The 20,372-nt window shown below is 75.4% G+C and carries 15 protein-coding genes and 2 tRNA genes; 9 read left to right on the top strand and 8 right to left on the bottom strand.

What is annotated here, in order from left to right:
• Window positions 1-13: 13 nt before the first annotated feature.
• Window positions 14-727, top strand: a complete 714-nt coding sequence (locus tag K7G61_RS08570; RefSeq protein WP_225846075.1) for a Clp protease N-terminal domain-containing protein — start codon at window positions 14-16, stop codon at window positions 725-727.
• Window positions 728-785: 58 nt separating this feature from the next.
• Here K7G61_RS08570 and K7G61_RS08575 read toward each other — a convergent pair whose 3' ends face one another.
• On the bottom strand, window positions 786-1,517 hold the full coding sequence (locus tag K7G61_RS08575; protein ID WP_225846076.1) for a class I SAM-dependent methyltransferase: 732 nt from the start codon (window positions 1,515-1,517) through the stop codon (window positions 786-788).
• Between the two features lie 277 nt (window positions 1,518-1,794).
• Here K7G61_RS08575 and K7G61_RS08580 point away from each other — a divergent pair, with 277 nt between their 5' ends.
• Genes K7G61_RS08580 through K7G61_RS08590 form a run of 3 tightly spaced genes read left to right on the top strand, consistent with a single transcriptional unit; the run spans window position 1,795 to window position 9,448 of the window.
• The gene (locus K7G61_RS08580; protein WP_225846077.1) at window positions 1,795-2,574 is read left to right on the top strand and encodes an SLATT domain-containing protein; all 780 of its coding nucleotides are present in this window, start codon (window positions 1,795-1,797) and stop codon (window positions 2,572-2,574) included.
• Window positions 2,571-7,418 carry an FtsK/SpoIIIE domain-containing protein gene (locus K7G61_RS08585; protein WP_225846078.1) on the top strand — a complete coding sequence of 1,616 codons (4,848 nt, stop codon included), beginning with the start codon at window positions 2,571-2,573 and terminating at the stop codon, window positions 7,416-7,418. The genes K7G61_RS08580 and K7G61_RS08585 overlap by 4 nt, the downstream gene beginning before the upstream one ends.
• A complete protein-coding gene (locus K7G61_RS08590; RefSeq protein ID WP_225846079.1) occupies window positions 7,415-9,448 on the top strand; it encodes a metallophosphoesterase in 2,034 nt (677 codons plus the stop codon). The genes K7G61_RS08585 and K7G61_RS08590 overlap by 4 nt, the downstream gene beginning before the upstream one ends.
• A gap of 131 nt (window positions 9,449-9,579) precedes the next feature.
• On the opposite strand, the gene K7G61_RS08595 is transcribed toward K7G61_RS08590, so the two are convergent.
• The gene (locus tag K7G61_RS08595; RefSeq protein ID WP_225846080.1) at window positions 9,580-11,406 is read right to left on the bottom strand and encodes a long-chain fatty acid--CoA ligase; all 1,827 of its coding nucleotides are present in this window, start codon (window positions 11,404-11,406) and stop codon (window positions 9,580-9,582) included.
• 316 nt (window positions 11,407-11,722) lie between these two features.
• A complete protein-coding gene (fdhD, locus tag K7G61_RS08600; protein WP_225846081.1) occupies window positions 11,723-12,568 on the bottom strand; it encodes a formate dehydrogenase accessory sulfurtransferase FdhD in 846 nt (281 codons plus the stop codon).
• A 142-nt stretch (window positions 12,569-12,710) separates the two neighbouring features.
• Here fdhD and K7G61_RS08605 point away from each other — a divergent pair, with 142 nt between their 5' ends.
• Together K7G61_RS08605 and K7G61_RS08610 are read left to right on the top strand one after the other, a co-directional pair.
• Window positions 12,711-13,046, top strand: coding sequence for a chorismate mutase (locus K7G61_RS08605; RefSeq protein ID WP_225846082.1), 336 nt, complete (start codon window positions 12,711-12,713; stop codon window positions 13,044-13,046).
• A 135-nt stretch (window positions 13,047-13,181) separates the two neighbouring features.
• A tRNA-Leu gene (locus tag K7G61_RS08610) sits at window positions 13,182-13,264 on the top strand.
• Window positions 13,265-13,504: 240 nt separating this feature from the next.
• Here the strand turns inward: K7G61_RS08610 and K7G61_RS08615 are convergent.
• A complete protein-coding gene (locus K7G61_RS08615) occupies window positions 13,505-14,059 on the bottom strand; it encodes an NAD(P)H-dependent oxidoreductase (protein WP_225846083.1) in 555 nt (184 codons plus the stop codon).
• Window positions 14,060-14,217: 158 nt separating this feature from the next.
• Between K7G61_RS08615 and K7G61_RS08620 the strand changes: the two genes are divergently transcribed.
• The gene (locus K7G61_RS08620) at window positions 14,218-15,006 is read left to right on the top strand and encodes an aminotransferase class IV family protein (RefSeq protein WP_225846084.1); all 789 of its coding nucleotides are present in this window, start codon (window positions 14,218-14,220) and stop codon (window positions 15,004-15,006) included.
• A 19-nt stretch (window positions 15,007-15,025) separates the two neighbouring features.
• On the opposite strand, the gene K7G61_RS08625 is transcribed toward K7G61_RS08620, so the two are convergent.
• From K7G61_RS08625 to K7G61_RS08635, 3 genes are read right to left on the bottom strand one after another with little or no spacing between them, the layout of a single operon-like run.
• Window positions 15,026-15,982 (bottom strand): carbohydrate kinase family protein, encoded by a 957-nt coding sequence (locus tag K7G61_RS08625; protein ID WP_225846085.1) that lies wholly within the window; start codon window positions 15,980-15,982, stop codon window positions 15,026-15,028.
• Entirely contained in the window at window positions 15,979-16,968 is a 990-nt protein-coding gene (locus tag K7G61_RS08630) for a pseudouridine-5'-phosphate glycosidase (protein WP_225846086.1), read from the bottom strand. The genes K7G61_RS08625 and K7G61_RS08630 overlap by 4 nt, the downstream gene beginning before the upstream one ends.
• A gap of 36 nt (window positions 16,969-17,004) precedes the next feature.
• Window positions 17,005-18,624 (bottom strand): ABC-F family ATP-binding cassette domain-containing protein, encoded by a 1,620-nt coding sequence (locus K7G61_RS08635; protein WP_225846087.1) that lies wholly within the window; start codon window positions 18,622-18,624, stop codon window positions 17,005-17,007.
• A 454-nt stretch (window positions 18,625-19,078) separates the two neighbouring features.
• Between K7G61_RS08635 and K7G61_RS08640 the strand changes: the two genes are divergently transcribed.
• Both K7G61_RS08640 and K7G61_RS08645 read left to right on the top strand, forming a co-directional pair.
• Window positions 19,079-19,474, top strand: a complete 396-nt coding sequence (locus K7G61_RS08640; RefSeq protein ID WP_225846088.1) for a hypothetical protein — start codon at window positions 19,079-19,081, stop codon at window positions 19,472-19,474.
• A gap of 52 nt (window positions 19,475-19,526) precedes the next feature.
• Window positions 19,527-19,600: transfer RNA gene (locus K7G61_RS08645), tRNA-Met, on the top strand.
• 106 nt (window positions 19,601-19,706) lie between these two features.
• Here the strand turns inward: K7G61_RS08645 and K7G61_RS08650 are convergent.
• Window positions 19,707-20,054 (bottom strand): DUF6343 family protein, encoded by a 348-nt coding sequence (locus tag K7G61_RS08650; RefSeq protein WP_225846089.1) that lies wholly within the window; start codon window positions 20,052-20,054, stop codon window positions 19,707-19,709.
• Window positions 20,055-20,372: the final 318 nt, after the last annotated feature.

Consider the following 20,372-nt stretch of genomic DNA (forward strand, 5'->3'; position numbering starts at 1 on the left):
TTATGGTTGACGCATGACTGAGCACCCCGTACGACTCGACGACCTCATCGACTTCGTCAAGGGCCGGCACCCCGGCGGCGACCCGCTCGCCGACCTGGAGCACGCCGTGGAGGTGGCCGCCCACCTCGGCGACGTCGCCGACCACCTCATCGGGCACTTCGTGGACCAGGCCCGGCGGGCCGGCGCCTCCTGGACCGACATCGGGCAGCACATGGGCGTGTCCAAACAGGCCGCCCAGAAGCGGTTCGTGCCCCGCGTACCGGAGGACATCGACCTCTCCGGCGCCGCCACCTTCGAACGCTTCACCCAGCGGGCGCGCGTGGCGGTGGAGGCCGCGCAGGACGAGGCACGCGCCGCGCTGCACGGCGCGATCGAGCCCCAGCACCTCGTCCTCGGACTGCTCCGCCCCGGCGGCATCGCGGCGGACATCCTCACGCAGGCCGGCATCACCCCGGAGGCGCTGCGTGCCGCCGTCTCGACCCCCGGCGCCGAGGAGCGGCCTCTCGAAGGCCAGATGCCGGTGAGCCCCGCGGCCAAGAAGAGCCTGCAACTCGTCCTGCGCGAGGCCCTGCGCCTGGGCCACAACTACATCGGCACCGAACACATCCTGCTCGGTGTCCTCAGCGACGACCAGGAACCCGCGGCCCGGGCCCTGGCCGGCCTCGGCCTCACCCACCAGGGAGTCGAGGAGTCCGTCACGTCCATGCTGGCCGCGTTCGGCGCCTGATCCGGCAGGCGGGCCCGCATCGGCCCGCCCGTCGGTCCGGCCCGCACGAGTCCGCCCGTCAGCCCTCCTTGCGCAGCGCCAGCAGCCGGTACACCGGGTCGGCGCGCGGGACGTCGGGGTCCGGCAGCCGCTCCAGGCGCCGTACGAGCGCGCCGGACTCCGCCTCGTCCAGCGCCAGCGCGGAGGCGAAGTAGCCGCGGGAGACGGCGGCGGCCGTGCCGGCCGGCGAGCGTCCCTGGCCGTGCCCGGTGAACCGCGCCTCACCGGCCCGCCGCAGCCCGTGCTCCGAGGCCACCGCCGTGATCCGCGGCTCGGCGTCGTGCGCCCGCGTCACGCGGTAGGGGGCGAGCAGCGCGTCCACGTCACTGTCCACGTCGTGGCCCGCGTCCTTGTCCACCGTCGCCACGAACACGCCGCCGGGCCGCAGCACCCGGGCGCACTCGGCCACGACGGCGGGCGCGTACGGCAGCAGGTGCAGCAGCCACACCGCGCTCACCGCGTCCAGCGACTCGTCGGCGAAGGGCAGCCCCCGGCAGTCGCCGAGCGCGACCACCGGCCCCATGCGCCGCGCGGCCGCCGACAGCATGCCGGCCGACGCGTCCACCCCGAACACCCGCAGCCCCGGCCGTACCAGCCGCTCGGTGACCAGGCCGGTCCCGCATCCCACGTCGAGCAGGGTGCGCGCCCGCTCGGGCACCAGCGCGAGTATCGCGCGCGCCGCGGCCCGCGCGCGCGGCACGCCCCCGCGTGTGGCGTCGTAACGCGCCGCCTCGACATCGTAGTCCAGCATGTGGGACATGCTAGGCCCCGCAGATGAACGGCGGTCCGTCCCCCGTCTTGCGCACCGGTTACGCCGGGAAGTGCGCGCCGCGGCGCCCCCGGCGACTCCTCGCACCTCCGCCCCGTACCACCCCGCCACGCCGCCCGCCGTGCGTATACGCGGTCCGCCACCGCGGGGCGGCCTTCGCGTGTACGCGCGGCGACCGCACCCGATACCCTCTCGGGTCGGAGTTCCGTACGGATCCGGCGCCCGCGGGCGCCGTTCCGGCCGAAGGGGGAGCAGCACGATGACGGTCGCGGACGAGAGCGTGGGCGCGGGCGGCGGTACGGGCGAGGGCTCCGCGGCGGACACCGCCGTGACCGCGACGGCCCCCTCGGGCGTCCGCCGGGAGCGCCCGGCCCGGATCACTCCGCGCCGAGTCCAGGGCAGGGACCTGGAGTTGCGGTCCTTCCCCGAGGTCGGCTCCCAGGACCCGGACGAGCAGCGGGAGGCGCTCGCCGCCCTGCGGGCCTGGGCCGAGCAGAGCGCCGAGGACGCCATCGCCTGGTACCTGCGGGACAAGAAGCGCAAGCGCACCGGCTCCCGCCTCCTGCAGGGCCTGGCCATCGCCTTCGCGGTGGCCGGCACCGCCGTTCCGCTCGGCACGGCCGCGGCCGGCGGCTCCGGCCAGGGCTGGGGGTACGTCCTGCTCGCCCTGGCCGCCGGCTGCAAGGGCTTCGACCATTTCTTCGGCCTGTCCTCCAGCTGGATGCGGGACATCGGTGTCGCCCACGCGCTGCGTGCCGAACTGAACAAGGTCCGCCTGGAATGGGCCACCGACGTCCTGCGGGCGGGCCGCGCCTCCGCTCGTCCCGGCGAATGGCTGCAGCCTTCCGAGGTCGAACGCCAACTCGCCCTGATCGCCCGCCTGGTCGACGCCGTCCGTACCCACATCGACAGCGAGACCGCCGACTGGCAGGCGGAGTTCCGCTCCCGTACCCGCCAGCTCAACGAGCAGGGCCCGCTGCCCGGTCCGGGCGCTCCCGACCGCCTGCCGGGAACCTCCGCCGGGGTCGCGGGGCTGTGACCCGCCGGCTGCTCACCGTCGTCCTGCACGACGGCACGGAGCACGACATCGAACTGCGGGCGCCCGACTCGACGCCCCTCGCGGAGGTCTACCGGCGGTTCGCGCAGGAGTGGGGGGAGCCTCCGCCCTTGCAGGTGCCCCTTCCCGGCACCGCGGTTTCCCTCAGGCGCGATCCCCGGTTGTTCGTGGACGGGCGGGCGCTGCGTTCGAACCGGTCCCTCGGCGGCTCCGCGTTGCGGGACGGGGCGCGGGTGAACCTGGGCCCGAGCGCGAACCCGCCGCCAGACGGGGGTACGGGGGAACTCGAGGTCCGTGTGGTCGCGGGTGACAGGGCCGGGTGGGGGTTCCGGTTCGCGCGCGGACGGCGCCGGCGGCGGGAGGTCCACGTGCTGTGTGGACCAGCGATTCATGTCGGCGTGGACGGCATCGCCGCCAGGATCGGGCCCGAGCTGACCGGGAGCATCGACGGTCTGATGCTGCGCCTGAACGGCGGCGGCGGAGTGGACGTCGCCCGAGTCGGGGACGAGCCGATGGCGGTGGACGGGCGGCTCCTGCGCCCCGGCCGGAGCAGGGCGCGCGAGCCGATTCACGGCTGGGCCGCGTATCCCTGGCCCATGGGCAGTCTCCTGACGGTCGGCGAGAGCTGCCTGGAGTTCGGTCCGGTCGCGGATCTGGTGCCCGGGCCGGAACGGCCGGAGCCCGACGGCACCGAACTGGTGGCCGCGCCACTGCGCCGCCCCGGGCTTCCCGGCCCCCAGGAACGGTCGGTCGGCAGCCGGCGCCTGATCCGGCTGCCGGGCCGGCGCCGACCCGTCTCGGTCCCCGACGCCGCCGTACGCGCCCGCCGGGAACTCCCCGACGCGGCGGAGATCCGTTCCGCCGCGGTGAACCGCACGTCCCGGCTGTGGCAACGCAGCCCGAACGACGCGGACTTCCTGCTGCTGCGCTGGGGCCTGCGTCTTCCCGCGGCGGAGTTGAGCCCGGGCGGCCGGTCCGCCGACCGGCCGCCCGCGCCGGACCGCACCGGCACGTCGGCCGGTCCCGCCCCCGTCGACCGGCCGGAATCCGGAACCGGAACCGCCGGCTCACCTACGCCGACCCGTTCGTCCGCGGGGCGGGAGAGCGCCGTCCGGGCCGCCTCTGCGCCGGACGAGGCGCCCGGGCCGGCGCGGGAGCCCCGCGCAGGGACGGCCGGCGTACCGGCGGAACCACCCGCCGGCCTCCCGGACACGCCCCGCCGCTTCCCCCCGCCCGGGCCCTTCGACGCCCCGTCGTCGTCCCCTCCCCGCCCCGTACGGGTGGGCCCTGCGCCCGAGGCAGGCGGGCTGCACCTCCCCAGCCTCGGAGTGGTCGGGATCGCCGGGCCGTGGGACCGGGCCCTGCGCACGGCGGCCTGGTACGTGGCGCAGGCCGCCGTACTGCACAGCCCCGAGGACGTCGCGTTACGCGTACTGGCCGCCGACGAGGGTGCGCCCGGCTGGCGGTGGCTGCGCTGGCTGCCGCGGTCGTCCGCCGCGATCGACAGCCGGGACCGGCCCCGGATCTACTGCGGCACGGCCCGCGCCGCGGCCCAGGTGCGGGAGTTGCTGTACCTGATCGACGTCCGCCTGCGGACGAGAAGGACGAGAAGGACCCAGCACCCCGCCCTCGTCGTGATCCTGGACCGTGCCCAGGCCCTGCGGGAGCTGCCGGGGGCGGACCGGTTGCTGCGGGACGGGCCGCGCGCCGGGATCTACTCGCTCTGTGTCGAGTCCGAGGCCCAGCACCTGCCTCCGGAGTGCGCCGCGCGGGTGACCGTCGGCGCGGAGGCGGCCTGGACGGGCCCGGACGGCGCGCGCGTACCGGTCCTCCCGGACCTCGTGCCGTGGCCGTGGCTGGAGGAAGTGGCGCGGGCGCTGGCGCCGCTGCGGGTCGAGGCGCTCGCCGAGCGGCCGACGCAACTGCCGGCCAGGCGGCTGCGGGAGCTGCTGGGCCTGGAGCCGCCGGACGCGGAGGCCGTCGCCGCGCGCTGGGCGGTCGCACCGCGGTCCACCGCCGCCGTTGTGGGGGTGGCGCAGGACGGGCCGTTCACGCTGGACCTGCGGCGGGACGGGCCGCACGCGCTGGTCGGCGGGGCGACCGGAGCGGGCAAGACGGAGTTCCTGCGGGCCTGGGTGGCCTCGCTCGCGGAGGCCAACCGGCCGGACGAGCTGCAGTTCGTGCTCATCGACTACAAAGGCGGCGCGGCCTTCGGCGCGCTGGACGGACTGCCGCACGTCACCGCCGTGCTGGCCGACCTCGACAGCCGCCAGGTCGACCGCGTGCTGACCCGGCTCGGTGCCGCGCTGCGCGCCCGGGAGAGCACGCTCAACGCCCACCGGGCCAAGAACCTGGAGGACTACCAGGCGCTGCGCGACCACGACCCCGCCCTGCCGCCGCTGCCCCGCCTGGTGTTCGTCGTGGACGAATTCGCCGCCCTGGTGAGGGAGTTCCCCGAACTGGTGGACGGCCTGGTGACCACCGCGCTGCGCGGCAGGTCGCTGGGCATCCACCTGGTGCTGGCCACTCAGCGGCCCAGCGGGCTGATCTCGCCGAACCTGCGGGCGGCGACCAATCTGCGGATCGCGCTGCGCACCACCGGCACCGAGGACAGCCAGGACATCATCGACGCTCCCGACGCCGCGTACATCAGCCCGACCGCCCCCGGCCGGGCCTTCGTCCGCACCGGGGCCGAGGACCTGGTGGAGGTGCAGGCGGCCCGGGTGACCTGCACCGCGGACCCCGTACCCCGAGTGGAGATCAGCGCCATGGACGACACGGGGGCGCTGCGGCCCTCTCGCAGCGTCCCCCTGCCGCCGGACCCGGACCCGGACCCGGATCCGGACCTCGACACCGACCTCGCCGCGCTGACCGAGGCGGTACGGGAGGCGGCCCGGCTGCTGCGGGTGCCCGAGGTGCCCGGGCCGCTGCCGCCGCCGCTGCCCCTGGTGGTGACACTGTCGGAGCTGCCCGAGCCGGCCGCTGGCGGGCACGACCTCGCCCCGGTGGCCTTCGGGCTGGAGGAGGTCGCGGACGAACTCGTGCACAGGGCCGCCGCGTACGACCTCTCGCTCGACACCCCGCTGATCCTGGCCGGCGGGCACCGCAGCGGGCGCTCGCAGTTCCTGCGCACCCTGGCCGCGGCCCTCGCCCGCCGGCACAGCACCGCCGACGTCCACCTGTTCGGCGTCGACTGCGACGGGGGAGCCCTGCAGGCGCTGGCCGAACTGCCGCACTGCGGCGCCGTGGTGACGCCCGCGCAGCCGCAGCGGCTCGGGCGGCTGCTGGGCCGGCTGGTCGCCGCTGTGCACACCCGGCGGGAACTGCTGGCCACCGGGGGATTCCGGGACATCGCCGCCCAGCGGCAGGCGGTGCCCGCGCCGCGCCGGCTGCCGTACCTGGTGCTGCTGCTGGACGGCTGGGAGTCGTTCCACGCGTGCTCGGCCGCCCTGAGCGACGGCCGGTTCGCCGAGGACCTGGCGCTGCTGATGCGCGACGGCGGCAGGGTCGGCGTGCGGTGCGTGATCACCGCAGGGCAGCACGACCTGCTCGGCGGCGCATTGGCGAACAATCCCCAGCTCCTCATCGAGTTCCCGGTCCGCCTCGCTTTCGAGCTGTTCGACATCCCGCCCGCCCAGGGCGGCGAGGCCCTCAACCCCGGCCGCGCGCTGCGTGGGTCCACGGCCACCGAGGTCCAGATCGCGCTGCTCGACGGCGTGCCCACCACCCGCGGCCAGACCGACGCGCTGGACCGGCTGGCCGCCGAGGTGCGCGAGCGGGACGCCGACGTGCCCGAGACCCGGCGGCCGTTCCGTATCGAGGACACCCCGAGGTCCGCCGACCATTTCCTGGTCGGCGCGGGCAAGGGGCGGCCGGTGGGCCGGGAGGACGTGCTGGCGTGGCTGCGCGACCGGCACGCCACGGGCGCCTCCGCCGCGCTGCTCGGGCCGCGGCGGGCGGGCAAGACGTGGGTGCTGGAGGAACTGTCCCGGCGGATGGTCGCCGACGGCTTCCGCGCGGTGCACCAGCTGACCGTGCCGCAGCCCAGCGCCGCGGTCGACAGCCCGGACGCGCTGGCGGCGATCCTGGACCGCGAGGTGCGCGACGCCGCCTCCCCGGCGGAGGCGCTGCTGGACAAGGCGGAGTCCGGCACCGGCTCGGGACGGCTGATGTTCCTGCTGGACGAGGTGGGGCGGCTGGCCGGCTACGACGCGGCGGCCGTCTCCTGGCTGCGCGACCTCGGGCAGGCCGGCGCCTGGCTCGTCTACACGGGCACGGAGAAGGACTGGCGCTCCGTCGTGCGGCACGCCCTGACCTCGCCCGGGTCGAGCTTCGGCAACGACGTCAACGCGCGCGTCCTCGGGCCGCTCGACCCCGGCGCCGCCCTGGACTTCCTGTCCGGCACCGCCGCCAACCTCGGGGTCAGCCTCGGCCGCGACACCACCGCCGCGCGGATCGTGGAGTACGTCGGCACCTGGCCGTTCTACCTGCAGGTCGCGGGCGACGCGGTGGTACGGGCCGTGCAGGGCGACGACCTGTCCCCGCTGACCGACACCTCAGCGCTGAACGCCCTGCTGGACCAGCGGCTGCTGGACGAGTGGGCGCACCACTTCGAGACCCGCTGGGCGGAGATCGGCCCGGCCGGACGCGCCGCGCTGCTGGCCGCGCCCGGCACCATGCCGACCGGTGCCTCGCCCGCCCAGCGCCAGGACCTGCGCGATGTCGGGCTGCTGCGGCCGGGGGAGCAGTGGCTCGACGACAGGCCGCTCCTGGCCTGGATCGCCAGAAACGCCATCTCTTTGCACGACGGGGAGTCACCGGCATGAGCGTCTTCCGTCCCAACCGCACCTACCGGCCGGAACTCGACATCAGGCTCGGCCACGGCGGCCCCTCCTGGCCCGTGCCCTCCTGGATCCGCCCGCCGGCCGAGGCGAGCGCCCCCAACGGGGAGACCTGGCTGGTCGTCATGGGGCGGCGAGCCGGCAAGACCTGGCTGGCCCGCGGCCTGGCCCACACGCGGCCCGAGGGCGGCACGCTCGTCGTCGACCTGCGCAGCCGAGCCGACGTCAAACGGCACCGGCTCGGCACGCTCACCGGCAGCAAGACCGCCCCTCCGCCCCTGCCGCCGGGCACCCTGGTGGTGGTGGACGAGCCCGCTCTCGGCCCGGGCGGCCCGGCCCCCGCCGACCTCGCGGCGGGCCTGCGCAGGGTACGGGAGTCCGGTGCGGTGCCGCTGGTCCTGCTCACCCCGGCCGAACACGCCCTGCTGCTGCCGCACCTGAGCGCCGACGCCTGGAAGGACGTCATCGTTCCGCCGGTCCTCGACGAGGAGGAGTGCGCCCGGATGGCCGCCCGCGCCCCCGACTGGGCGCCGCACCTGGTGGCCCGGCTGCGGGAGGCCGAGCCGGCCTGGCTGCACACCCCCTTCCTCCTCGAACTCGTCCTGGGGACCGGCGAGGAGCACCCCGGGCTGCGCGGCGACCTTGAGGCGCTGACCGCGGCGGCCGTGGAGGAGGCCGAGGACCGGCACGAGTACGTGCGGCAGTGGTTCCACGACGGACTCGGCCCCGGCCACCGCGCCGCGCTGCGGGCCGCGCGATGGCGGGCGGCGGGCCTGCCCGTCGCGGACGTCACGCACGCGGAGGGCGGCGCCGGCGAGAGGGCGGCGGCCGGGCGCCGGGCCGAGGACCGGATGCCGGCCGGGCACCTGGCCGAGGACCCGGTGCTGGCCCGGCACCTGCCCGAGGTGCTGCGCGTGCACCACATCTCCGACCTGCACCACGGCGGCAGCCTGCGCGACACCGTGGACGCGAAGGACGGCTCGCAGGCCGGCCGCAGACTCGCCGCCTTGGCGGGCGCCGGCACCCCCATGGACAGCTACCTCGACCACCTGCGCCGGCTCGCGGCGCAGGGCCGCGCCCCGCACCTGGTGGTGGTCACCGGCGACGTGGTCAACCGGCCGCAGGACGACTGCGGACGGGCCGCCCGGGCCTGGCTCGCCGAAGTGGCCGGGCTACTCGCCCCGCACCGCGACCTGCGGGACGAGCCCCGCGTCCTGCTGGTCGGCGGCAACCACGACGTGTCCTGGGACCTCGCGCTCGACCCCTCGCCGCAGGCCAGGCACCGCTGGTTCGCCGAGGCCTTCGCCGACTACCCGCACCCCGACCTCCAGGAGGCCGACCCCGCCCGGCGCACCCTGTACGTCGCCTATCCACGGGCCGGGCTGCGGTTCGCGCTGCTGGGCACCGCCGAGTCCGGCGGTGAGGTGGCCAAGGACACGGACCGCGAGCGGCTCGGCGCGGTACGGGAGGCGTACCTGGCCGCGGGCCGTGACGCCGATGAGGAAGCGGTCGCGCGGATCGTCCACGACTTCGAGCGGCTCGACCCGGGCGTCGTCGACAGCGGCGTCCTGGACCGGCTCGCCGCGCAGGAGGGCTACGTGACGGTGGCCGCTCTGCACCACCCGCTGTCCCCCGTGCCGGCCGTGGAGGTCGCCCCGTACTCCGGCGTGGTCAACGCCGGGGTGGCCAAGCGGGCGCTGGCCGGGGCGGACACCTCGCTGGTCCTGCACGGCCACACCCACCTGGCCTTCGCCGCCGCCGAGCGCTTCCTCGGGCCCGGCCGGCCCTGGACGATGCGGATCGCCGGGGCCCCGGCGCTCGCCAGCCGCGAGACCGACGAGCGCAACGGCTACAACGAGCTGTTCGTGGCCCGGGAAGGCACCCGGCACGCCCTCGCGGTGCGCACGGTGCGGCTCGACGGCGGCCGGTGGACCGGCGAGCCGGTCTTCGCCTTCCGGCCGGGCGCCGCGCGGGAGCACGACCTGGCCGACCTGTGCCGCGACGCGGCGGACTGAGCGGGCCCGGACGGCCGGCCGGGGACCGGCCCCGAAGAGACGGCCGACCGCGACCGGGACCGCCTGCCAGGACCGCGACAGCGACCGGGAGCGCCTGGCAGGACGGCGACCGCGACCGGGAGCGCCGGCCGTCACGTCCTGTACAGCGCCTCTATCTCCCGCGCGTAGGCGTTCTCGATCGCCCGCCGCTTCAGCTTCATCGAGGGGGTCAGGGTGCCGCGCTCCTCGGAGAACTGGGTGGCCAGGATGCGGAAGGTGCGGATCGACTCGGCCTGCGAGACCAGGGTGTTGGCCGCCACCACCGCCCGCCGGATCTCCTGCTCCAGGTCGGGGTCGTGCACCAACTCGGCCGGTGCCATCGGGGGCTTCTCGCGCATCGTCAGCCAGTGCGAGACGGCCTCCAGGTCCAGCGTGACCAGGGCCGCCACGTAGGGGCGGTTGTTGCCCACGCACACGCACTGCCCGACCAGCGGGTGCAGGCGCACCCGGTCCTCCAACGGCACCGGCGAGACGCTCTTGCCGCCGCTGGTCACCAGGATCTCCTTCTTGCGTCCGGTGATCGTCAGGTAGCCGTCCTCGTCGAGCGAGCCCAGGTCGCCGGTGGCCAGCCAGCCCTCGCGGAGCACCTCGGCGGTCGCCTTCTCGTTGTTGAGGTAGCCCTGGAAGACCTGGCCGCCCTTCAGCCAGATCTCGCCGTCCTCGGCCACCGCCACGGTGGTGCCGGGCACCGGCAGCCCCACCGTGCCGAACCTGGTCTGTTCCGGCGGGTTGGCGGTGGCCGCCGCGGTCGTCTCGGTCAGCCCGTAACCCTCGTAGATGGTGACGCCGGCGCCGCAGAAGAACAGCCCGAGGCGGCGCTCCATCGCCGAGCCGCCGGAGATGCCGTGCCGGACCCGGCCGCCCAGGGCCGCCCGGACCTTGCTGTAGACCAGCTTGTCGTACATCTGGTGCTGCATCCGCAGGGTCGCGCTCGGCCCGGGGCCGGTGCCGAACGCCTTGTCCTCCATGGCCTCCGCGTAGCGCACCGCGACCTCGACCGCCTTGTCGAAGGGGCCCAGCCGCCCGCTCAGTTCGGCCTTGCGGCGGGCGGCCTGGAAGACCTTCTCGAAGACGTACGGGACGGCCAGCACGAAGGTGGGCCGGAAGGCCGCGAAGTCCGGGATGAGGTCGGCGGCGGCCATGCTGGGCTGGTGGCCGAGCCGGATCCCGCTGCGGACGGCGGCCACCTCGACCATGCGGCCGAAGACGTGGGCCAGCGGCAGGAAGAGGAGGGTGGAGGGCTCCTCGTTCGGCTTGCTGGCGAACACCGGCTCCCAGCGGGCCACCACGTTGTCGCACTCGGCCATGAAGTTGGCGTGGGTGAGCACGCAGCCCTTGGGCCGGCCGGTGGTGCCCGAGGTGTAGATGATGGTGGCGATCGCGTCCGGGGTGACCGCGAGACGGTGGCGCTCGACCACCTCGTCGGCGACGTGCTCGCCGGCCCCGGCCAGCTCGGCGACGCAGTCGGCGTCCAGTTGCCACAGCCGGGTCAGCAGCGGCAGCTCGTCGACGGCCGCGCCGATCGTCATGGCGTGGTCCTCGTGCTCCACGATCGCCGCGACCGCGCCCGAGTCGTGCAGCATCCAGCGCACCTGCTCGGAGGAGGACGTCGGGTAGACCGGCACCGACTGGGCGCCGATCGCCCACAGCGCGAAGTCGAACAGCGTCCACTCGTAACGGGTGCGGGACATGATCGCGACCCGGTCGCCGAAGCGTATGCCCTCGGCGAGCAGTCCCTTGGCCACCGCGAGCACCTCGTCGCGGAACCGGGCGGCCGTCACGTCGTGCCAGCCGCCCTGCCCGTCCGAGCGGCCGAGCACCACGGCGTCCGGGCTCTGCCGGGCGTTGCCGAACACGGCATCCGCCAAGCCGCCCGCCTGGGGTGCAGTGGCCAGTGGAGGGACGGTGAACTGACGCAACAGGTGCTCTCCTAGGACCGCTTTGTGCGGGCCCGTAAGCTACCCGATCCCCTCGGGGAGCGGGAGGGGCCCGCAACGGCGCGGGTTTTCGGACATCTGTGCTGGTCGGTCCCGCCTTCCCTGGTGTGCCAAGGGGAACGCGCGCCGCAGCGCCGGTACGGGCCCGCCGGGAGCGGTGGTGGATCTCCACCAAATCTGCCCCGGCCGGTCACGGTCGCTCCACCCTCTGGCATCTCACACGTCCCACCGGCATCACCCGCTCGGCGGCTCGCCCGGCCGCCGGCCGCGCCCGCCGGGGCGGGGCGGGCCGCCCGGCTCAGTGCGCCGGCGTCGGCGTCAGCGCGAGGCGGTCCTCGCCCGCGTAGACGTTCATGGAGCTGCCCCGCAGGAATCCCACCAGCGTCAGCCCGGACTCGGCCGCGAGGTCCACCGCGAGCGAGGACGGCGCCGAGACCGCGGCCAGCACCGGGATGCCCGCCATCACCGCCTTCTGGGCCAGCTCGAACGACGCCCGGCCCGACACCATCAGGATGCGGCCGGCCAGCGGCAGGCCCCCCTCCCGCAGCGCCCGCCCGACCAGCTTGTCGACGGCGTTGTGCCGCCCCACGTCCTCGCGCAGGTCGAGCAGCTCGCCCTCGGCGTCGAACAGCGCCGCCGCGTGCAGCCCGCCGGTCCGCTCGAAGACCTCCTGCGCCGCCCGCAGCCGCTCGGGAAGCGCCGCCAGCAGCTGCGGGGTCAGCCGCGGCTCGTCCGCCGCCGGCATCGGCAGGCGGGCGGCGGTGCGCACCGCGTCGAGACTGGCCTTGCCGCACAGCCCGCACGAGGACGAGGTGTAGACGTTGCGCTCCAGCGCGATGTCGGGCAGCGGCACACCGGGCGCCAGTGTCACGTCCACGACGTTGTACGTGTTCACGCCCTCCGCGGTCGCGCCCGCGCAGTAGACGACCGAGGCCACCTCGTCGGCCTTCGCCAGCACGCCCTCGCTGACCAGGAAACCGGTGGCGAGGTCGAAGTCGTGGCCGGGGGTGCGCATGGTGACCGCCAGGGGGCGGCCGTTCAGCCGGATCTCCAGCGGTTCCTCGGCGACCAGCGTGTCCGCCCGGTGACCGGCCGCACCTTCCCTGATCCGCAGTACCCGGCGCCGCTCGGTGACCCGTCCCATGCCTCACCAGTCCCCTGTCGTCCCTGTGGCCCGGCTTCCCGGCGGAGGGCCACCCCACACGGTTCAGCGTGTCATAGGGTGAACGCGAGCTCGCGGTGCAGCACCCTCCACGGACCTATCGATCAGGGGATGGCCTTCCGAGATGAACGACCAGCCGACCGCCGAACACACCCTGGTGGGCGACGAGCAGGCGCTGGAGCGACTGCGGGCCCTGCGCGGCAGCATCGACAACCTGGACGCGGCCCTCGTGCACCTGCTCGCCGAGCGCTTCAAGTGCACGCAGCAGGTCGGGGAGCTGAAGGCCGCCCACAACCTGCCGCCCGCCGATCCCGCCCGCGAGGCCGACCAGATCGCCCGTCTGCGGCGGCTGGCCGCCGAGGCCAAGCTGGACCCGGCCTTCGCCGAGAAGTTCCTGAACTTCATCATCGACGAGGTGGTCCGCCACCACCGCGCCATCGCCGCCCGCCCGCGCGCCTGATCCGGGCGGCCGTCCCCACCGGCACCCCCCTGACCTGCGCGGTCGCCAGCGGCAATCGCGGGTGAGGAGCACCGCCAATCCTTGGTATCGTTGGTCCCGTCACCACGGCCGCGCAGGTCGCGGTGGCATGACCCGGTCCGGGTGGCGGAATGGCAGACGCGCTAGCTTGAGGTGCTAGTGCCCTTCGGGGCGTGGGGGTTCAAGTCCCCCCTCGGACACTCAGACGGACACTTTTCCGAACGGTGTCGGCCCATTCGCGGCCGGCACCGTTTCGTGTGTCACCGCCGGTCCGCCGGACATCACGTGTGTGACCGTCGTCACAGCGGCTTCCTGTCCGGCGGTGTCGATCGGCTCCGGGGCCGGGGCGTACACGGGGTGCGGCGATGAGCACCGGGAGTAGCCGCTGTTCCCGTGGTCTACCCCCTTCACCGGGCTCCGTCCGGCCCCCGCCCCCGGCCTCATCCGCTCTCGGCGGTCCGCTCCGAGGCCGCCGCCAGCACGCCGAGCACCTCGGCGATCCGCTGCCGCGCCGCCGGATCGGTGATCAGGCCGTCCGCGCCGGTCGCCTCGCGCCCCACGGGCACGCGGACGCACGCCTCCTCCACGACGCGGGCGCCGGTGTAGCCCAGCACCATGCGCAAGGTGGCCTCCGCGCCACCGCCGCGGCCGGGAGCCGCCGCGTTGATCCAGCCCGTCGGCTTGTCGGAGATCTCGCTGCCGCCGACCGTCCAGTCCAGCAGGTTCTTGAACGAGCCGGGCAGTGTGCCCGCGTACTCCGGCGTGCACACCAGCAGCGCGTCCGCCGCGGCGATCGCGGCGCGCAACTCGGCGACGGAGGGCGGCAGCGGATCGGTGTCGTCGTCGGGGTTGAAGTGCGGCAGGGCGGCCAGGCCGCCGTACTTGACGGTGCGCAGGCGCGGCGGCGCCACGGCCTGGGCGGTGCGCAGGACGGACTCGTTGGAGGAGCCGGCCCGCAGGCTGCCGGAGAGCAGGAGGATCACGGGAGTGGACACCCGCTCAACCTACCGGCGCCGGCATGCCGGGCTCGGCGTGGCCCGCCCGTGGCCGATCGCCCCGCGTACGGCCTCCCCCGCTGCCCGCGAGCCCGCCCCCGCACCTCATCCGCCGCTGCCCAAGTGGCCCACGGGACAGGTGACTTAAGGTGGGGCGTATGACGGACTCACCGCTGATCGAGATCGACGGCGCCCCGGCGACCGTCGAGAGCCTGTCGCCCGCCCTCGCCGGGTACGGCCACTTCACGGCGATGCAGGTGCGCGGCGGCAAGGTGCGCGGCCTCGGCTTCCACTTGGAACGGCTGGACGGCGCAGGACGGGAGCTGTTCGGCTCGGGACTGGACGGCGACCTCGTCCGCGACCGGATCCGGCACGCGCTCGCCACCGCGGGCCGCACCGACGCGAGCGTCCGCGTCAACGCCTTCCAGCCGGTCGACGGCCCCGGAGAACACGTCGCCGTCATGGTTTCCGTCCGCCCGCCCGCGCACATGCCGGCCGGCCCGCAGCGGGTGAAGTCCGTGCCCTACCAGCGCCCGGTCGCCCACCTCAAGCACGTCGGCGGCTTCGGACAGGCGTACTGGGGCCGCCGGGTCGCGGCCCAGGGCTACGGCGAGGCGCTGCTGGTCGGCCCCGGCGGCCAGATCGCGGAAGGCGCCACCACCAACATCGGCTTCCTGACCGGCGACGGCGTCGTCTGGCCCGACGCGCCCCAACTGCACGGCACCACCATGCGCGTCCTCGAACGCGAACTGGAGGCCGCCGGCATCCCCCAGAGCTGCCGCCCGGTCCGCCTCACCGACGTCCCCTCCTACGAGGGGGCCTTCCTGGCCAACTCCCGCGGAATCGCGCCGGTCGCCACGATCGACGGCATGACCGTACCCACGGGCGCGAAACTCCTCGCCAGGATCGGCGAACTGTACGAGTCCGCCCCCTGGGACGAGATCTGACGGGCGCCGGCCGTCCGCCTCACCGCCCGTCTGCGTCCCACCGCCCTCCCGCGGCCGGGCGGCCACCCACCACGGTCACCGCCTCCGCGCCCGCCGCGCACCCCGCCGCCACAGCGGCGGGCAGGTCGGCGCCCGTCAGCCGGGCCGCCAGCAGGGCGCCGGTGAAGGCGTCGCCGGCGCCCGTGCTGTCCACCGCGCGTCGCGGCAGCCCCGGTACGCGGGCGGTCACCCGGCCCCCGGCCGCGACCAGGGCTCCGTCCGCGCCCAGGGTGACCACCACCGTCGCCCCGCAGTGCACGCTCAACTCCTCGGCCGCGTCCGCCGGTTCCGCCCGCCCGGCCAGCAGGCACGCCTCCGCCGCGTTGGGCAGCAGCAGATCGGTCCCCGACACGGCGTCCAGGAAGCGGGCGGTGCCCAGCTCCCGCAGGAACCCGGCGGAGGCGGGATCGACGCTCAGCGCGAGGCCCCGCGCCCGGGCCGCCTTCGCGACCACAGCGGCGAGTTCCCGGCCGGGCGCGGAGAAGAACAGGTAACCGGACAGGTGGACGTGGCCCGTACCGTCCAGCAGCGCCTCGTCCCAGTCGTCCGGACCGAGCCGGACGGCGGCGCCGCTGTCGGTCACCAGGGTGCGTTCGGCCGCCGCGTCCACCAGGGCGATGACGACCGCCGTGGCGGCCTCGGCGTCCACGCGCAGCGCCGGCTCGACCCGCGCCGCCCGCAGCGCCTCCTCGTGCCAGGCGGCCCAGTCGGCGCCGACCCGGGCCAGCAGCCGCACCCGCGCCCCCCGGCGGGCCGCCCAGCAGGCGACGTTCCCGCCGGCGCCGCCGGGGCGCAGCGCGATCCGTGCCGCCGTGTCGGTGTGCGCGGCGAGCGGCGACCGGTGGAGCGCGACCACGTCCGTGACGACGTCCCCGATCACCAGGAGGGCGGCGGCCGGTGTGCCGTGCCGCGGCCGGTACGGGGACGGCCCGGTCATCGTCCCGGCCGCTGAGACCGCTCCGGCCGTTCCGGCTGCTGAGACCGCTCCCGCCGTTCCGGCCGTTCCGACCACGAGACCGCGATCTCGGCCGCGAGGCGGACGTTGCCGCGGACGGCGGCGAGGTTGGCCTCCAGGGAGGCACCGGCCGTGTGGGTGGTGAGGTAGGCCAGGAGGAAGGGGGTGACCGCCTGTCCGGTGACGCCCTGCCTGTCCGCGGCGGCCAGGGCCTCGGCCAGAACTTGGTCGTGGAGGGCGGGGTCGAGCTGGTCCGCGGGCGGGACCGGATTGGCGACGATCAGTGCGGAGTCGTGGCCGCCGAGCTCGTCCTGGGCGGCCATCACCTCGGCCACCTCGCCGGGGGAGCCGACCGTCCAGTCCACGGGTTCGCCGGAGTCGGTGAGGTAGAACCCGGGGAAGCGGTCGGTGCCGTAGCCGAGGACGCCCACGCCGAGTGTCTCCAGGCGCTGCAAGGTCGCGGGCACGTCCAGGATCGACTTGACCCCGGCGCACACCACCGTGATCCGGGTACGGGCCAGCAGCGCCAGGTCCGCCGACTCGTCCTGCACGTCCACCCAGCCGCGGTGCACCCCGCCCAGGCCGCCCGTACCGAACACCCGCAGGCCCGCCCGGGCCGCGAGGAAGGCCGTGCCCGACACGGTGGTGGCGCCGCTCGCCTTGGCGGCGAGGGCCGGGGCCAGATCGCGGAAGCCCAGCTTGCGCAAGTCCGTGTCCTGTGCCACCCGCTCGACCTGGTCCTTCGTCAGCCCCACCCGGGCCACCCCGTCGAGCACGGCGACCGTGGCGGGCACGGCCCCGGCCGCCCGTACGATCTCCTCCAGTTCGCGGGCCACCTGGAGGTTGCGGGGGCGGGGCAGGCCGTGCGCGATGATCGTCGACTCCAGGGCCACCACGGGGGCGCGCCGGGCCAGCGCCCCCGCGACCTCGTCGGACAGCGCGATCCGTACCGATCCGTCAGTGCTCATGGCCCTTACCTGTCGCGCCCGGCCCGCCGCCAAACCTCACACGCCGTCCGCGGGCACGTCCACCACCTGCCCTTCCCCGATCCGCAGCCACCGGGTCACACCGAGCGACCGCAGGAACGGCAGGTCGTGGCCGGCCACGATCAGCGCCCCCTGGTACGAGGCCAGGGCGGTCGTCAACTGCCGCACCGACGCCATGTCCAGGCTGTTCGTCGGCTCGTCCAGCATGAGCAGCTGCGGGGCGGGCTCGGCGAGCAGCAGCGCGGCCAGCGCCGCCCGCAGGCGTTCGCCGCCGGACAGCGACCCGGCCGGGCGGTCCGCCGCCGCGCCGCGGAACAGGAACCGCGCCAACCGCGCCCGCACCGCGTTGCCGGTCGCCGAGGGGGCGTACGCCGCCGCGTTGGCCGCCACCGACAGCTCGTCGTCCAGCACGTCCAGCCGCTGCGGCAGGTACCGGACCGGTACGTGCGCCAGCACCCGGCCCGAGGCCGGCGGGATCTCACCGGCCAGCGTGCGCAGCAGCGTGGACTTGCCCGCGCCGTTGGCGCCGACGAGCGCGATCCGCTCGGGCCCGCGTACGTCCAGGTTCGCCCGCGCGCCGCAGCGCAGCACCACCGCGTCCAGGGTGAGGACGGTCCGGCCCTGCGGCACCGCTGTGTGCGGGAGGTCGACGCGGATCTCGTCGTCGTCGCGCACCGCCAGCTCCGCCTCGGCCAGCCGTTCCTTGGCGTCGGCCAGCCGCTCGGCGTGCAGCAGGCGGTGCTTGCCCGCCGAGACCTGGGCCTGCCGCTTGCGCAGCTTCATCACCGCTCGCGGCTCGCGCTTGGTGTCGTACATCTTCTGCCCGTACCGCACCCGGTGGGCCAGCACGACCTGCGCCTGGGCCAGTTCGCGCTTCTGCCGCTTCACGTCGGCCCCGGCGGACCTGACCATGCGCTCGGCCGCCTCCTGCTCGGTCGCCAGCGCCTCCTCGTACGCCGACAGGTTCCCGCCGTAGGTCGTGACGGTGCCGTCGCGCAGGTCCGCGATCCGGTCCACGCGCTCCAGCAGCTCGCGGTCGTGGCTGACCACCACGAGCGTCCCCGGCCAGGACTCGACCGCCGCGTACAGGCGGCGCCGGGCCCGCAGGTCGAGGTTGTTGGTCGGCTCGTCGAGCAGCAGTACGCCGGGGCGGCGCAGCAGCAGCGCGGCCAGCCGCAGCAGCACCGACTCGCCGCCGGACACCTCGCCGACCGTGCGGTTCAGGCCGATCCGGTCCAGGCCGAGCGCGTCGAGCGTGGCGCGGGCCCGCTCCTCCACGTCCCAGTCGTCGCCGACCGCCGCGAAGTGCTCCTCGGCGCAGTCGCCGGCCTCGATGGCGTGCAGGGCGGCGCGGGCCCCGGCGATCCCCAGCACCTCGTCGACCCGCAGCGACGTGTCCACGGTGGCGTCCTGCGGCAGCAGCCCGATGTCGCCTGACGCCTTGACCGCGCCGGAGGTGGGCGCCAGGTCGCCCGCGATCAGCCGGAGCAGGGTGGACTTCCCCGCGCCGTTGAGGCCGACCAGCCCGGTACGGCCGGGGCCCGGCGCCCACTGCAGGCCCTCGAAGACGCGGGTGCCGTCGGGCCAGGCGAAGCCGAGCCGGGAACAGACGAGATGGGTGGTGGGGGTCGATGACATGGCGGTCTCCCGGTCGCTGGTGGGTGAGGTGGCGGCGATGCGCCGCGGTCGCGGCGCGACGGGGCACCGGTTCGGCGGACGCGGCGGGAGGCACGGGCGGCGAGGGCGGAGAGGGCGGCGAACAGGCATGCGCGTCAGCGCGCTCGTGCACCGCTGGGCGGCGGCCGGGGGCTCGTGACGGGCCATGGCTGTTACAAGGCTTCTTGGGCCCCGCGCCGGGGTTCTCGGTCTCGCTCGTCGGCCGGGCAGCGTCCACCGGCCGCGAAGGGGCGTCCCGATCCTCTCGGACGCGCCGCGCGGGCGACGGTGACCCGGAACCTCACACGAGCAACGGCCTACTCCTTGCCGACGGCAATCACGACGCCACCGACCGTAGGACCGCCCGCGCGCGGCCCGCAACGGATTTTCCCCGCGCCGGTGTACGCCGCCCCAGGTCACGTGGGAAGGTGCCGCCGTGACGACCCCGGCGGCGAAGGCCGCTCCTCGCGACGGCCTGCCGTCCGTACTGCGCTTCGCGACGGAACTCGTGGCCTGGGTGGCCACTCCCTGGTGGCTGGCGGGCATCTCCTGGTGGGCGGCGGCCGGGTCGCTCGTCGTGCTCGTCGCAGTGCCCGGGGTGCTGGCAACGCCCGGGGACAAGGGCGGCGACGGTGCGGGGGGCAGGGGCGCGCCCCCGGTCGCGGTGCCGGGATGGGTGACCATCGTGATGGTGCTGCTGGAACTCGGCGCGGCCGTCGTGTCGTCCTGGGCGCTGTGGCCGGTGTGGGCCGCCGTGTGCGTCTGCGTCCTGGCCACGGCCGCTCTCGTCGCCGAGCAGCCGCGCTGGAGATGGCTGGCGCGGCAGCGCTGACGGATAAGGATTTGGCATGGACGAGGGGAACCCGTAGTCTTTCTTTCACCGACGCGGGGTGGAGCAGCTCGGTAGCTCGCTGGGCTCATAACCCAGAGGTCGCAGGTTCAAATCCTGTCCCCGCTACTCAGGAAGGGGCCCGGCGCATGTGCGCCGGGCCCCTTCGCGTGCCGGTTCGCGTGCGCGGGGCCGTCCGCCGGGGTTCCCGCAGCCCCGCCGTCGGCCCCCGCCGTCAGCCCCGGTCGTCGTACGGTCCCCGGCGGCCGTGAGCCGCGGACCGGTCGGCGTCCCGGCCGCGGCCCCGGCCGGAACCGGGGTCCACCGGACGGTACGGCGGGACCGAACGGCCCGGCTGGAAGTGCGGGCCCTGCCGGATGTGGCGGATCACCAGCACCGTGTCCAGGCAGGCCACCGCCGCGATCGCGGCGCACAGCGCGGCCCAGCCCGGCTGGTGGTAGACCGCGAAGCCGACCGCGGCCGCCGCCCCCCACACCACTCCGCACACGGCCAGCGCCAGCCGCATCCGCAGCGGACTGCGGGCCTGTACCGGTTCGTACCCTGTTCTGCGCAAACGCCGCATCCGACCCATCTCCCTCCTGCCAGGGTCCACCCGTCGCCGCCCGTCCGGTAGTCCCGGCCCGCCGCGCGTGGCCGCCGCGGGACCCGCGGCCGTCCGCCCTCGCCCTGAGCGCCTTCCCGCGCGGCCCCGCCCCATGAGCCGCCCCGTGAGCCGCGCTGCCGCATCCGCGGGCCGCCCCTCCCCCCGGGCCCGGAACCCGGAACGGGGGGACGGGGAGGCCGGGCGGCGCGTAGGGCGCGGCTGCGTGGGCGTGATCATTCGGGACTACGGGGCCGCCGGCGACGCACAGCGCGTGGGCGGCGTACTGCGCGAGGTGAT

The sequence above is a fragment of the Streptomyces sp. HPF1205 genome (assembly GCF_020400825.1).
Lineage (GTDB): Bacteria > Actinomycetota > Actinomycetes > Streptomycetales > Streptomycetaceae > Actinacidiphila.